The sequence below is a fragment of the Streptomyces sp. R41 genome (assembly GCF_041053055.1).
In the GTDB taxonomy this organism is placed as follows: domain Bacteria; phylum Actinomycetota; class Actinomycetes; order Streptomycetales; family Streptomycetaceae; genus Streptomyces.
Window position 1 is genome coordinate 2,442,388 of record NZ_CP163443.1, and the last position, 14,336, is coordinate 2,456,723.

Genomic DNA, 14,336 nt, shown 5'->3' on the forward strand with positions numbered 1-14,336 from the left:
CGCAGGTCGGGTCCTCGCCGCCGAGCGACCACGGCACGGCCGTATACGCGGATCGTCACAATCCGCAGTCGCAGCACGAGCAGCACTCACAGCATTCGCAGGCCTCGCAGCAGCCGCAGTCACCATCGCAGTTGCTGAGGCACCCTTCGCGCTTCTTGCGCGACCACGGGCCCTCGTACTCGTCGGCGCAGCACACCTTGCATGTGCAGCACAGCCCGATCGCGGCCGCGCACCCGGCCCAGAAACCGCGCTTGCCGGGCCCCGGCGGCTGGAAGGAGGGCCCGCCGCCGAAGGGGTTGCCCCCGCCGACGTGGGGGCTCCCGGGGTCGTACGGGCTCTGCGGACTGTACGGCCCGCCCTGCTGCGGCGGCCCGAACGAGCCCTCCGGCGCGTGCCCGCAACCCGACGTCCCGAACGCCCGGTCCACCGACCTCGCGAGCTCGTGCGTGAGCAGCACATGCGCCAGCTTGCTGTCGGTGCTGTGCTTTTCCCGGGGGACCCCGGACCCCCAGGCCACCTCGCGCAGCGCGAGCCGTATCCCGTGCAGGGCGTCATCGGCGAGCCGGCGGGCCTCGGCCAGGGACGTGCCCGTGGCTGTCAGCGGGTTCCACGCCCCCGACGCGGCGTCAGTTTCCCTGTCCTCCACGGCATCCAGGAGATGCGCGAGCCGTCCGAAGAACCGTCCGGCCTCGGCGAGCGGCTCGGCGTTGCCGGGGCGCCCGGCCAGCACGGCCGTGTGCGCGAAGGCCGCGGCGGTGGCGGTCTCGGTCGGTTCGGTGACGCTCAGCAGCGGCGTTCCGAGCCCGGCCAGTGTCTCGATGCCGACCTGCCGGTCCACGGCGTCGACGAGTACGGCGGTGTCGAAGCCGACGTCGGAGCCGGTCCGCGCACCGGCCTTGCCCCAGCTCGCGGCGACCCGGCGCGCGGCGAGCGCCACGGGCCTGCGGGCCAAAAGCCCGTCACCGTCGGCGACATGGTCACGCACCTTCGCCGAGGCGAGCACCAGCGAGACGGCGGCGGCGAGCCGCGCGCCCTCGCCCCGCGCGACGGACGCGGTCCGCATACCCCGCAGCGGACAGGGCCCGGCGGTCCGTCGCAATCCTGTCGTCCGGTCGGCCTGAGCGTCCGTCAAAACCGATATCAGCAGCCCGTCGTAGTTGGTGACAACCCTGGCGAACTGACCGTGGTCCCCGCGCAGGGCGAGGCACAGCCCGCACAAATGCGCCATCCATTGCGTCTTGAGTCCTTCACCGAGGCGGTGACTGCAGGGCCTCACAATTCCGAACACGACACTCCCCCGTGACACGTACGACGTTGAGGTGCGGCATCGTATCGACCACTTCGTTCACCCGTACGCACCGCCCGTCACCCGAACGCCGTGAGAAATCATATTTCACTCTCAGTCAGCAGCCGTACACGGCAAGACCCTTGGGACACGCGGGCTCTCGACGGATTCGCTGTGCACCAGTACCGTCACGAAACCCCCGCGCGGCGTCTATCCACTTGGCGCGACATCCGCATCATGGACGACCATGGGGATGCGGAAAGCAAGAAAGACCGCTGTGAGAGGAGGCGTCCATGGGATCGGTGCGCAAGGCGAGTGCCTGGCTTGGCCTCGTCGACGACAACGATGACGAGCGTTACTACGACGACGACTACGCCGAGGGTCAGGAATCCGGCGATGCCTGGGTCACCGACCCGCGGGTGAAGGTCGCGTCCGAGACGGCGGAGGAGAAGGGCCGCCGGATCGGCACGGTCACCCCGGACAGCTTCCGGGACGCGCGCGGCATCGGCGAGCTCTTCCGGGACGGTGTCCCGGTCATCATCAACCTCACGTCCATGGAGCCCGCCGACGCCAAGCGCGTGGTGGACTTCGCGGCCGGCCTGACCTTCGGTCTGCGCGGCACGATCGAGCGGGTCGCCACCCGTGTCTTCCTGCTGACGCCTGCCAACACGGAGATCGTCAGCGGCGAGGCCGCGGGCCGTCAGACGGACGGTTTCTTCAACCAGAGCTGAGGCAGGGCCGCTCACCGGCCCTGCCCCATGGGGTCCCTCAAGGGTCCTCAGCGGAAGGCATCGAGTCCGGTGAGCGCCTTGCCCAGCACGAGTTGATGCATTTCGACGGTGCCTTCGTAGGTGAGCACCGACTCCAGATTCGTGGCGTGCCGCATCACGGGGTATTCGAGCGAGATGCCGTTGGCGCCGAGAATCGTCCGCGCGGTACGGCAGATCTCGATGGCCTCCCGTACGTTGTTGAGCTTGCCGAAGCTGACCTGTTCGGGGCGGAGCCGTCCCGCGTCCATGCGCCGCCCCAGGTGATGGGCGAGCAGAATCCCCTTGTGCAGCTCGACCGCCATGTCGGCGAGCTTGGCCTGGGTGAGCTGAAAGCCGCCGATGGGCCGTCCGAACTGCTCGCGCGTCTTCGCGTACTCGACGGCGGCCTCGAAGCTGGACCGCGCGGCGCCCATGGCACCCCACACGATCCCGTACCGCGCGTGCGAGAGACAGCTGAGCGGCCCCTTCAACCCGGTCACCTCCGGCAGCACGGCGTCGGCGGGCAGCCGTACGTCGTCGAGGATCAGCTCGCTGGTGACGCTGGCCCGCAGCGACCACTTGTGCTTGATCTCGGGAGCGGAGAATCCGGGCACGTCCGTGGGCACGACGAACCCGCGGATCCCGTCGTCGGTCTGCGCCCAGACGACGGCGACCCCGGCCACGGACCCGTTGGTGATCCACATCTTCCGCCCGTTGAGGACCCAGTCCCCGCCGTCGCGCTTGGCGTGCGTCCGCATGGAGCCGGGGTCGGACCCGTGGTCGGGCTCGGTGAGCCCGAAGCACCCGATGACGTCACCGGAGGCCATGTCCGGCAGCCACCGCTGCTTCTGTTCTTCGCTGCCGAACCGATGAATGGCGTACATGGCAAGGGAGCCCTGCACGGACACGAGCGAGCGAATCCCGGAATCGGCGGCCTCGAGCTCCAGACATGCGAGCCCGTACTGAACGGCACTGGCCCCCGCGCACCCGTACCCCTGGAGCGACATCCCGAGCGCCCCGATCCCGCCCAGCTCCCGCGCCAGCTCCCGGATCCCGGGCAGCTCCCCCTTCTCGTACCACTCGGCGACGTACGGCAGCACCCGGTCCGCGGCCCAGGCCCGCACGGTCTCGCGGATCGCGAGATCCTCCGGCTCCAGGAGGTCATCGATGCCGAGGGGGTCGGCGGGGTCGAAGGGCGGGAGCTTCGAGGACGCGGACATGGGGCAGCCTCCGGATGACTAAAACTAGCACCGCTAGTTACGATTCCGACCCGACGTTACGACGCAGTGTCCCGCAAGTCCAGGCCCCGCCCGACGCCGACCCGGCAGCCGCCGACGGCGCCCCGTCCCCGCAGGAGACCAGCACTTGCAAGCGTGGCAGAAACGGACATTGCGTGGGCGGGAGAAGAAGTCGGCTACGCGGACACGCGCGACTCGGCAACTTCCCTGGGCGCGGGAATCGCCGAGCCCGCCGCAGGCGCCCCGCACTCCATGACCCGCGGCAACCGCAGCGCCATCACGGCCCCCAGCATCAACAACCCCGCGCTGACCAGCAGGGTCACATGCAACCCGTGCACAAAGGAGTCCCGAGCAGCATGCCGAAGCGCCGCCCCGGGAGACCCCCCGAGCCGCCCGGCAACCTCGTACGCCTCCCCGAGCGAGTGTCCCGCGGCACGTGAATCGGCCGCCGAAACGCCGGGAACCGACGACAGTCCGGGCGCGTACGCCGCGTTCATCACGCTCCCCAGGAGCGCGATACCGATCCCGGCGCCCAGCTGGTACGAGGTCTCGCCGATCGCGGCGGCCCCACCCGCCTGCGCCGGCGGCGCCTCGCTGAGCATCGACTCGTACGCCCCGAAGAGCGTCGTCTCCAGCCCGAACCCCAGCAGAATGAACCCGAAGAGCAGCAGCCCCGTGTTGTCGTCCGCGCCCATCGCCGTGAGCGTCACCACCGCGGCCGCGGTGAGACAGAACCCGAAGCAGACCATCGCGCGTGGCCCGAACCGCCGCAGCATCTTCGCCCCGGCGAGCCCCGACGCCATCGCCGCGACCGTCAGCGGAAGCAGCCGCAGCCCGGTCTCCAGCGGCGACAGCCCGAGCACGAGCTGCAAGTACTGCGCGGCGATCAGCTCGAGCCCGACGAGGGCGAGCATGGCCAGCACGATGCACCCCACGGACGTACTGAACGCGGGCCGCGAGAACATCCGCAGATCGACCAGCGGCTGCTCACGCCGCCGCTGTCGCCGTACGAACCCGGCCATCAGCGCACCGCCCACGAGCAGCGGCACCAGCGTGAACGGACTGAACGGCGCCTCACCGCCACCGAGCCGCTTCACTCCGAGGACGATCCCGAAAAGCCCGGCGGCGGCCATCAAAGCCCCCACCACATCCCAGGGACCGTTCCGGTCGCCCCGCGACTCGGGCAGCAGCAGCCGCCCGATCGGCAGGCTGACCAGCATCAGCGGGATATTGACGAGGAAGACGGACCCCCACCAGAAGTGCTCCAGGAGGAAGCCGCCCAGCAGCGGCCCCACCGCCGCTCCCACCGCGGCGACCGCGCTCCAGATGCCGATCGCGAGCGCCCGCTCCCGCCGGTCGGGAAAGACCTGGCGCAGGATCGACAGCGTCGCGGGCATGATCATCGCGCCGCCGACGCCGAGCAGGGCGCGCGCGCCGATGAGGACCTGGGCGTTGTCGGCGAGGGCCGCGATCCCGGAGGCGACGCCGAAGAGCCCGTACCCGAGAAGGAGGACACGTCTGCGGCCGACGCGGTCACCGAGCGTGCCGAAGAGTATGAGCAGCGAGGCGCAGACGAGCGGGTAGACGTCGACGATCCAGAGCAGTTCTATCGCGCCGGGCTTGAGGTCCTCGGTGACGGCGGGCACCGCGACATGCAGCACGGTGGCGTCGAGGGCGACCAGCAAGAGGCTGACGCAGAGGACGACGAGGACGACCCAGCGGTTGGCACCGGCCCCGGCCTCCCGACGGCATCGCGCAGCGGCCGTGGTCGTCCCGGACATGTACGTACCTCCCAGATGTTCCCTCGCGTTCGGCGGAACCTCAGGGTGGGGACTCCCTGGGGCTGCGGCCTGGGAGAGCGGAATCCCGGGGCCCACGCAACAAAGGCGAGTGAGCGGCCAGCGTACGCGAGTTCCCGCCGATGACGCGTGGCAGACCTCTCACGTTCTTCCCGCCGAGCGTGTGGCGTGCGCCACGCTCCCCTTGGTGCACCACGCCCCGCGGGGCCTGCCGGTTCCGGGAGCAACCGATAATCGAGCCCGTGACCGATCTTGAGACGCCTGTCGCGACACCGCCCCGCACGGGCGCCCTGCGCCGGGCCGCGCCCGCACTCCTGGGGTACGCGGCCGTGCGCGCCCTGGGCCTCATCGCCCTGGCCGTGTGGAGCGCGGCGCACGGCAAGAGCGCCCACACGCTGCTGACGGCGCGCTGGGACTCGCTCTGGTACACCCGGGTCGCCGATCTCGGCTACGGCTACGAGGTCCGCCTCCCGAACGGCGACGTGCACTCGAACCTCGCGTTCTTCCCGCTGCTGCCCTGGCTGGAGCGGCTCGTCTCGGCGGTCACACCGCTGTCGTACGCGGACGCGGGCCTGCTGGTCAGCACCTTGGCCTCGCTCGCCGCGGCCTGGGGGATCTTCGCGGTCGCGGACCATGTGTACGGCCGCCGGGTGGGTGTCTGCGCCGTGCTCGTGTGGGCGGTGCTGCCCGTCGGCATCGTGCAGTCGATGGCGTACAGCGAGTCCCTGTTCACGGCGCTCGCGGCCTGGTCGCTCTACGCGATGCTGACCGGCCGCTGGCTGACGGCCGGCCTGCTCGCCTCGCTCGCCGGGCTGACCCGCCCGGTGGGCATCGCGGTGGTCGCTGCCCTGTGGACGGCGGCGATTACCTCGTTCGCGGGAGAATTCGTACGGGACCGGAGCGCGCCGCGGCCGGACGGCGCATTCGTGTGGCCGCGCGCCCTCGGCATGCTCCTCGCGCCCCTCGGTGCCGCGGGCTACGTGCTGTGGGTCGGCCATCGCACGGGCAAGGGCCCGCTCGGATATCTCGACGTCCAGGCGGGCTGGCGCAACGGCTTCGACGGCGGTTACGCCTTCGCCCGCTTCATCGGCGACAAGTTCACGTCATTTCCGTCGGCCCTGGCCGGTGTCGGGCTGATCGTCGGGGTCGCGCTGATCGTCTGGCTGTACGTGACGTGCGTACGCCAGGGGCAGCCGCTGCCACTCCTCGTGTACGCGGGTGTCGTCACCGCGCTCGCCCTGTGCGCGTCGAGCTACTTCGGCTCGAAACCGCGCCTCCTGCTGCCCGCCTTCCCCCTTCTCCTCCCCCTCGCGGTGGCCCTGGCCCGGCTGCGTACGTCCAGGTCAGCGCTGGTTCTCGGCGGTGTGGCGGTGGCTTCGGCGGTCTATGGCGCGTTCTGGCTGAACGGCTCCGGGCCGCCGTGATCCACTCCCCGGGGCCCGGTGAGCGGCCGGAGAATTCCAAGCCAGCATTCGGTGAACGAATATATAAGCGCCATAAAACCGAAGGCCGTACGAGATCAATGGAATTGAAGGGTCCGGGCGCCGATCATTAGTGATTCATTGGAAATAAACATGGTTCTGAGAGGAATCCCACATCACATCGTCATCACAAAGCGAGTGATTCGGCCTGGAACACAGCTCACTCGCTGTAACGTCGATTGAGTGCGTACCGAACGAAACCTCACCCGTCTGGACCGGGTCTTCGCCCGGCTGGACCGTGAGCCGGAACGACCGGCCCACATCGATGTGCCGAAGATGAGCCGGCACAGGGTTGTGCTCTTCGGAGCCACCCTGGCCTTCTACGTGGCCATTGTGTGGGCCGTGGCGATCACGTCGTGGCTTGTCCGGTTCGACTGGCAGGTCATGTTCTTCCGGCCCTATCAGCAGTGGCCGGAGATCCACGCGTTCCTCGACTACTACGTGGTGCTCGGCCAGCGCGGCCCCACCGCCGTGATGGTCGCCGCCTGGCTCGGCTGGCGCTCCTGGCGGCAGCACACCCTGCGCCCGCTGCTCACGCTGGGCGCCTCGCTGCTGCTGCTCAACATCACGGTCGGCGCCGCCAAGCTCGGCATGGGCCGCCTCGGCCCGCACTACGCCATCACGATCGGCTCGAACGAGATGGGGCTCGGCGGCGATATATTCCCTTCGGGCCACACCGCGAACGCCGTCGTGACCTGGGGAATCCTGGCCTATCTGGCCTCGACCCCAAGGGCCCGACGCTGGCTGTCCGCCCTGTCCGCCGTGACCTCGCTCGGCGTCGGCCTCACCACCGTGTACCTCGGTACGCACTGGCTGAGCGACGTACTCCTGGGCTGGGCCGCGGGTCTGCTGATCCTGCTGGCGCTGCCGTGGGTCGAGCCGCTGATCGCGCGTGCCGAGGCCGGGATCTTCTCGCTGCGCGACTCCTGGCGCGCGCGTCGCGACCGCAGCGTGCCCGCTCCGACGGCCTCGCCGGTCGCCGCGCCCGTCATGGTCCCGCAGCCCACCGGCGCGGACGGGGAGGTGCCTGCCCGCGAGACGGTCGGCGCCGCCCGCTCGCCCCGGGCGCCCGTCTACCTGGCCCCCGGGCCGCACACCGCCCGCTCGGAGCGCACCCCGGTCACGCCGGTCGGCAGCCGCCGTCCGCCGCACCCGGACCGCGTGGCACGCGGGACCACGGCCGCCTCGGCTCGCCCCCTGACCGGCGGCTGAGGACAATAGGACAGCGGGGCCGGTACGCACAGCCTCTCCCCGCACCGCGAAGGCCCCCGGCTCCTGACGAGCCGGGGGCCTTCGCACGTTCCGTGGGCTGTGCCGTCAGCCCTTCCAGCAGCGGGTCACCCTGCCGTCGGTGACCTCGAAGTTCAGTCGCCCGAAGCGGTACTCCATGGTGATGATCGCGCCGGGCGGCAGCGAACGCACCGAGGACCAGCCGTGCTCGCGGGCACGACGCTCGGCGCTGTTCGCCTCCAGCCCGACATAGCTCTCCGGACTGTCCTGGGGCTCCGCGGGAGGGGTGGGAATGGGTGCCATGACCGCCACGTTAGGCGGCACACTCCTGCCGGGGAAGCCCGAACCCGCCACCAAGCGTCACCCATCCCCCTCCGGTCACGCTTCTGTCACAGGATCACGACACGCGTTTCGGCCGAACTCCGTCACACGTACGAGGGGTTCCGTACGTGTTCCGCACGCCTTCGAACGTAATTCGGAGCTAACGTGGCGCAGTCCCGAATAGCCCAATGGAATGTGCGGATCCGACGGTGCGGCCAAGCCTTTTCATTCCGATTCCGGAGAGTGCCGTGGAAGCTGATGCCACATAGGAAATACACGGTTTAAGCACACAACCCCCGCACGCCCCCTGTCGGAGCGCGGGGCGACGCGAGCATCATGGCGTGAGCTTCAGCAGGCCCAGAACGCGCGACGGCGAAGGGGCGAGCGATGGGGACGGACACCGCGCAGGCGACGGCGCGACCCGTGCGGACCAATCGGCCGGGGCGACTGGTCGTCGACTGGCTGACGACCACCGATCACAAGAAGATCGGCCACCTCTACCTGGTCACGTCCTTCGCGTTCTTCCTGATCGGCGGCGTCATGGCGCTGATGATGCGCGCCGAACTCGCCCGGCCCGGCCTGCAGATCATGGACAACAACCAGTTCAACCAGCTGTTCACCATGCACGGCACGATCATGCTGCTGCTCTTCGCGACCCCGACGTTCGCCGGGTTCGCCAACGAGATCATGCCGCTGCAGATCGGCTCCCCGGACGTCGCGTTCCCGCGGCTGAACATGCTGTCGTACTGGTTCTTCCTCTTCGGCGGTCTGATCGTGCTGGGCTCGCTGCTGGTGCCCGACGGACCGGCCGCCTTCGGCTGGTTCGCCTACGCCCCGCTCAACAGCCTGGAGCGCTCGCCGGGCATCGGCGCCGACATGTGGATCATGGGCCTCGCGCTGGCCGGCTTCGGAACGATTCTCGGCGCGGTGAACTTCATTACGACCATCGTCGGAATGCGCGCGCCCGGCATGACGATGTTCCGGCTGCCGATCTTCACCTGGAACACCCTCTTCACCTCGATCCTGATCCTCTTCGCGTTCCCGGTGCTCGCGGCGGCGCTGCTGGTACTGGAGGCGGATCGGCGGTTCGGCTCGGTGGTGTTCGAAGCGGCCAACGGCGGAGCGCTGCTGTGGCAGCACCTGTTCTGGTTCTTCGGCCATCCCGAGGTCTACATCATCGCGCTGCCGTTCTTCGGGATCATCACGGAGATCCTGCCGGTCTTCAGCCGGAAGCCGATCTTCGGCTATCTGACGCTGGTCGCCGCGACCATGGCGATCACCGGTCTCTCGATCGTCGTATGGGCACACCACATGTTCGCGACCGGCGCGGTGTTGCTGCCGTACTTCTCCTTCATGTCGTTCCTGATCGCCGTGCCGACCGGCGTGAAGTTCTTCAACTGGTCCGGCACGATGCTCAAGGGGTCCCTGTCCTTCGAGACACCCATGCTGTGGGCGACGGGCTTCCTGGTGACGTTCCTGTTCGGCGGCCTGACCGGGGTGATCCTGGCCTCGCCGCCTATTGACTTCCACGTCACCGACTCGTACTTCGTGGTCGCCCACTTCCACTACGTCGTCTTCGGTACCGTCGTCTTCGCGACCTTCGGCGGCTTCTACTTCTGGTGGCCCAAGTTCACCGGCAAGATGCTCGACGAACGGCTCGGCAAGATCCATTTCTGGACGCTGTTCATCGGCTTCCAGACCACGTTCCTGGTGCAGCACTGGCTGGGCGCCGAGGGCATGCCGCGCCGGTACGCGGACTATCTGGCCGCCGACGGCTTCACCGCGCTCAACACCATCTCCACGATCGGCGCCTTCCTGCTGGGCATCTCGACCCTGCCGTTCCTCTACAACATCTGGAAGACCGCCAAGTACGCCGCGAACGTCGAGGTCGACGACCCCTGGGGCTTCGGCCGCTCCCTGGAGTGGGCGACCTCGTGTCCGCCGCCCCGGCACAACTTCGTCACGCTGCCCCGGGTCCGCTCCGAGTCCCCGGCGTTCGACCTGCACCATCCCGAGTACGCGGCGCTTGAGCCGAAGCCCGGTCCAGAGCCCGAGACAGCCGGTCCCGGGACGTCCTGATCGCGTCGGTGAGCTCGGCGGGTTCGAGGATCTCGAACTCGAAGCCCATCAACATCACGTGAATGACCATCACGTCGAGGCTCGCCGCTCCGGTGCGCAGAACGCAGCTGTCCGTCCCGTCGGCTTCCAGGGTCCCGGCGGAGGGTGAGATCCGCTCGGCCGCCTCCTCCAGGGGCACGAGCAGCCTGATGGCGGCGTGCGAGGCGTACGCGCGCGTGGAGACGCCCTTGGAGACGTACGCCGCCAGGTCCTCGGCCGGTGGCGTACGGGGCGGGAAGCGCGGTCCGTGCGGCGGCTTGGGCTTGATGCGGTCGACCCGGAACGTACGCCAGTCGTCGCGGTCGACGTCCCAGGCGACCAGGTACCAGCGGCGCTCGGTGCACACCAGGCGGTGCGGTTCGACCGTACGGCGGGTGGCCGCACCGCCGTGGTCGCGGTACTCGAAGCGCAGCCGCTCCGAGTCGCGGCACAGGTTGGCCAGCTCGGTGAGGACGGCGGGGTCGACGGCCGACGGCTGGGGGCCGCGCAGCATCGGCACGGTGAACGCGTTCAGGGCGCCCACCCGGCGGCGCAGCCGGTGCGGCAGCACCTGTTCGAGCTTGGCGAGGGCGCGTACGGAGGTCTCGCCGATGCCCTCGATGCCCTGCCCGGCGGCCGTGCGCAGCCCGACCGCCACGGCCACCGCCTCGTCGTCGTCCAGGAGCAGCGGCGGCAGTTCGGCGCCCGCGCCGAGCTGGTAGCCGCCGCCCGTGCCGGGACTGGCGTTGACGGGATAGCCCAGCTCGCGCAGCCGGTCCACATCGCGGCGGACGGTCCTGGGCGTGACGCCGAGGCGGTCCGCCAGGTCGGCCCCGGACCATTCGCGGTGGGCCTGCAGCAGCGAGAGCAGGCGCAGGAGTCGTGCCGATGTCTCCAACATGGTTCCGAGTCTGCCAGGAGTTGCGGACAGTAACTGTCCGCAAGGGTTCCTACCGTAGGAGACATGGCAGACAACGCAGACACCACGGTGCACCCCTTCCGGATCGAGATCCCCCAGGCGCAGCTGGACGACCTGCACACGCGCCTGGACCTGACCCGCTGGCCCGACGAGCTGCCGGACGCCGGCTGGGAGTACGGGGCATCACTGCCGTACCTCCGCGAGCTTGCGGCCTACTGGCGGAACGCCTACGACTGGCGCAAGCACGAGGCCGCGCTCAACGAGTTCCCGCAGTACGTCACGGAGATCGACGGCGCCCGCGTGCACTTCCTGCACGTGCGCTCGCCCGAGCCGGACGCCGTGCCGCTTCTGCTGACGCACGGCTGGCCGGGCTCGATCGTCGAGTTCCTCGGCCTGATCGGTCCGCTCAGCGACCCGCGCGCCCACGGCGGCGATCCGGCCACCGCCTTTCACTTGGTCATCCCGTCCATCCCCGGCTTCGGCTTCTCCGGCCCCACCAGGGAGCGCGGCTGGAACGTCAGCCGTACGGCCCGGGCGTGGGCCGAGCTGATGCGCCGACTCGGCTACGAGCGCTACGGCGCCCAGGGCGGCGACCTCGGCGCGCTGATCTCGCCCCAGCTGGGCCGGATCGCGCCCGAGTCGGTGATCGGCGTCCATGTGAATGCGGCGTCGGTGGGCTTCATCCCACTCGGTCCGGTGCCCGACGATGTGCGGGCCGAGCTGACGGAGAAGGAGCGGCGACGCCTTGCGTCCATCGCGACGTTCACGACGGACGGCTTCGGCTACAACGCGATCCAGTCGACCCGCCCGCAGACCCTCTCCTACGGCCTGACCGACTCGCCCGTCGGCCAACTCGCCTGGATCTTCGAGAAGTTCAAGGAGTGGACGCACTCCTCGGCGGAGCTGCCCGAGGACGCGGTCGACCGGGACGTCCTCCTGACGAACGTGATGCTGTACTGGCTGACCGGCACGGCCGGTTCGGCGGCCCGCATGTACTACGAGAACAGCCACTCCGGCGACTGGTTCCCGGTCAGCCGCTCCGACGTTCCCACCGCCGTCGCGAACTTCGACGAGGACGTCGCGATTCGCCGCTGGGCCGAGCAGACCAACACCGTGGTCCGCTGGACGGAGTTCGAGCGGGGCGGGCACTTCGCGGCCCTGGAGCAGCCGGAGCTGCTGACGGGGGACATCCGCGAGTTCTTCAGCACGCTGCGGTGACTGTGTAGGTTTTCGCGCCCCTGGAGGGGCGCGGGGAACTGCGCGACAAGCCCCCACCGGCCCGCGCCAAAAGAACAACCCGGGGGGTCTGGGGGGCAGAGCCCTCAGGTACGGGAATGGGTAGGGGCGGCGGGGGCGAAAAACTCAAGGCCGATACGACAGCTGCGGCACGTCGAAGCACGTGGTGTTCATGTTCCCTTGCGAGACCCAGCCCTTGCCGTCCTCCCAACGCGTCACGGACAGACACGTCCTGCGGGTCTTCGGCGGCTCGGGCAGACGCTCGTACGTGACGGGAACCAACAGCCCACCGGCGGTGTAGGGCTCGCCCCGGTTCATGAAGTCGTCGACGCACGCACGCGTGACCCCCGTACGCGCACAGGACTTCGCCGCGTCGGTGAACCACATCGCGGCGGCCCACCCCTCCAACTGCCACTGGGAGTGGGTGCCCAGCCCCTTGGTCGCGTCCCGGAACTCCCGTACGGCCGGATCCCCCATGTCCTCGTAGTTGCGACTGGAACCGGTGGCCCACAGGACATTGCGGCACCGCGGCGAGTCCCTGTAGTCCTGGGGAACGGTCGAGGCCCAGTTCTGCACATTGGTGACCTTGGCAATGACCTTGGCCCCGACGTCGTCCATCGCCTTGCACAGCTGCGCGTTCCCATGCGTGTCGATGGCGTCGAAGACGAGATCGGCGCCCTGCTCCTTCAAATCGGCTGCCGCGGCACGGAAGTTGGGCAGCGCGAAGTCGACCTGCTCCGTGACCACCTTGTAGCCCTCGGCCTTCAGCCCCTGGGTCACGAGCCGGGCGTACGCGGCGGACGCGGACTGGTTGTAGGAGATGACGGCGGCGGTCCGGGCACCCTGCGCGCGCTTGAAGTAGCGGTAGACCTCGGTGCCGCCGTACAGCTTGCCGTCCCAGCCGGTCCTGCCGTTCCGCGGAGCGAGGCTGCCGTAGATGCCGTACAGGTGCGGATACGTGTCGTACGCCGGGCCGATGGGCTGGCCGCCGATGTCGGGCACGCGCGCGTGGGACACGCGAGAGGCGCCCGCGTAGTCGAGGGCGGTGGTGGCGACGAGGGCGACGACCTTGTCCTCGTCGACGAGTTTGTGCACGCATTCGTTGTTGCCCACGCCGCTGCCGCCGTCGTCGCACAGGCGTACCTCGACCCGGCGCCCTTCGATGCCACCACGGGCGTTGAGGCGGTCGAAGTACGCCTTCGCCCCGTCCCGTGGCCCGGTGAAGGTCGAGCCGCCGACCGGGCTCGTGGCGCTGGTGATGACGCCGACGCGGATCGGGGCGCTGCCTCCTTGCCGCGTGGGCGTGGAGCGGTTCTCGAAGTCGCTCTCGGGGAGGCGGCTGCCGCAGGCCGTGCCGAGGAGGAGCAGCAGGCCCAGGGCAGCGCACTCAGCAGCCGGGGCCCGGCGACTCATTGCCGCTCAGCTGGACCAGCGCGCACAGCGTCTTGACGGATACCTTCCAGGTGCCGTCCTGTTCGACGGCCGTCCCGGAGGCGCCCGGCAGGGCGGTCGCGCCCTTCAGGGTCAGCGAGTACGTCACGTTCGCGTCGGTCGGCGAGGTGAACTCCACCTTCTCGACCTTCGCCTGCACCTGCCGGCCGCGCTTGTCGCCGTTGAAGCTCTGCAGGACCTTGGTCATCTGGTCGCCGTTCTCCAGCACGGCCTGCTTGTCCTTCTGCGCGACGGCGGGGTCGAAGAACTTCTCCCAGTTCTGCTTGATCTCCTGTTCGGCGGCCGCCGGATCGGACGGGGCCGTGGGACTGGGCTGGGCGCTGCTGGACTGCTGCACGGAGGGGGTGGGTGGGGCGGTGCTCCCGCCACCGCTCTCGTCGCTGCACGCCGTGAGGGCCGCGGCGAGGACGAGAACCGCCACCGCTGCCGCGCCCCCGCCGTTGCCCCGCCTGAGATCGCTCCCGAGAACCATCTGGCTCACCACCGGTGTCGGTCCGGGACATGTGCGCCCGGAGCTTTCAGGGTCAGC

The 14,336-nt window shown here is 69.5% G+C and carries 12 protein-coding genes; 5 read left to right on the top strand and 7 right to left on the bottom strand.

Annotated features, from left to right (window positions below; genetic code table 11):
• Positions 1–55: 55 nt before the first annotated feature.
• Positions 56–1,288, bottom strand: a complete 1,233-nt coding sequence (locus tag AB5J53_RS11480; protein ID WP_369245530.1) for a DUF5685 family protein — start codon at positions 1,286–1,288, stop codon at positions 56–58.
• 290 nt (positions 1,289–1,578) lie between these two features.
• On the opposite strand from AB5J53_RS11480, the gene AB5J53_RS11485 reads away from it, so the two are divergent.
• Positions 1,579–2,016: a cell division protein SepF gene (locus AB5J53_RS11485; RefSeq protein WP_189191504.1), complete on the top strand. Its 438-nt coding sequence runs from the start codon at positions 1,579–1,581 to the stop codon at positions 2,014–2,016.
• A gap of 47 nt (positions 2,017–2,063) precedes the next feature.
• On the opposite strand, the gene AB5J53_RS11490 is transcribed toward AB5J53_RS11485, so the two are convergent.
• Together AB5J53_RS11490 and AB5J53_RS11495 are read right to left on the bottom strand one after the other, a co-directional pair.
• The gene (locus tag AB5J53_RS11490) at positions 2,064–3,254 is read right to left on the bottom strand and encodes an acyl-CoA dehydrogenase family protein (RefSeq protein WP_369245531.1); all 1,191 of its coding nucleotides are present in this window, start codon (positions 3,252–3,254) and stop codon (positions 2,064–2,066) included.
• A gap of 194 nt (positions 3,255–3,448) precedes the next feature.
• Positions 3,449–5,053, bottom strand: coding sequence for an MFS transporter (locus AB5J53_RS11495; RefSeq protein WP_369245532.1), 1,605 nt, complete (start codon positions 5,051–5,053; stop codon positions 3,449–3,451).
• Between the two features lie 260 nt (positions 5,054–5,313).
• Here AB5J53_RS11495 and AB5J53_RS11500 point away from each other — a divergent pair, with 260 nt between their 5' ends.
• The gene (locus AB5J53_RS11500) at positions 5,314–6,495 is read left to right on the top strand and encodes a glycosyltransferase family 39 protein (protein ID WP_369245533.1); all 1,182 of its coding nucleotides are present in this window, start codon (positions 5,314–5,316) and stop codon (positions 6,493–6,495) included.
• Between the two features lie 240 nt (positions 6,496–6,735).
• Entirely contained in the window at positions 6,736–7,764 is a 1,029-nt protein-coding gene (locus AB5J53_RS11505) for a phosphatase PAP2 family protein (protein ID WP_369245534.1), read from the top strand.
• Positions 7,765–7,869: 105 nt separating this feature from the next.
• Here the strand turns inward: AB5J53_RS11505 and AB5J53_RS11510 are convergent, their stop codons facing one another.
• Positions 7,870–8,085 carry an I78 family peptidase inhibitor gene (locus AB5J53_RS11510; protein WP_189191499.1) on the bottom strand — a complete coding sequence of 72 codons (216 nt, stop codon included), beginning with the start codon at positions 8,083–8,085 and terminating at the stop codon, positions 7,870–7,872.
• Positions 8,086–8,490: 405 nt separating this feature from the next.
• Here AB5J53_RS11510 and ctaD point away from each other — a divergent pair, with 405 nt between their 5' ends.
• Positions 8,491–10,182, top strand: a complete 1,692-nt coding sequence (gene ctaD, locus AB5J53_RS11515) for a cytochrome c oxidase subunit I (protein ID WP_369245535.1) — start codon at positions 8,491–8,493, stop codon at positions 10,180–10,182.
• On the opposite strand, the gene AB5J53_RS11520 is transcribed toward ctaD, so the two are convergent.
• A complete protein-coding gene (locus tag AB5J53_RS11520) occupies positions 10,064–11,101 on the bottom strand; it encodes a helix-turn-helix transcriptional regulator (protein WP_369245536.1) in 1,038 nt (345 codons plus the stop codon). The two genes, ctaD and AB5J53_RS11520, sit on opposite strands and share 119 nt — an antisense overlap.
• A gap of 63 nt (positions 11,102–11,164) precedes the next feature.
• Between AB5J53_RS11520 and AB5J53_RS11525 the strand changes: the two genes are divergently transcribed.
• Entirely contained in the window at positions 11,165–12,337 is a 1,173-nt protein-coding gene (locus AB5J53_RS11525; RefSeq protein ID WP_369245537.1) for an epoxide hydrolase family protein, read from the top strand.
• A 144-nt stretch (positions 12,338–12,481) separates the two neighbouring features.
• On the opposite strand, the gene AB5J53_RS11530 is transcribed toward AB5J53_RS11525, so the two are convergent.
• Positions 12,482–13,768 carry an ABC transporter substrate-binding protein gene (locus AB5J53_RS11530; RefSeq protein WP_369245538.1) on the bottom strand — a complete coding sequence of 429 codons (1,287 nt, stop codon included), beginning with the start codon at positions 13,766–13,768 and terminating at the stop codon, positions 12,482–12,484.
• The gene (locus tag AB5J53_RS11535; protein WP_369245539.1) at positions 13,743–14,279 is read right to left on the bottom strand and encodes a hypothetical protein; all 537 of its coding nucleotides are present in this window, start codon (positions 14,277–14,279) and stop codon (positions 13,743–13,745) included. The genes AB5J53_RS11530 and AB5J53_RS11535 overlap by 26 nt, the downstream gene beginning before the upstream one ends.
• Positions 14,280–14,336 lie beyond the last annotated feature (57 nt).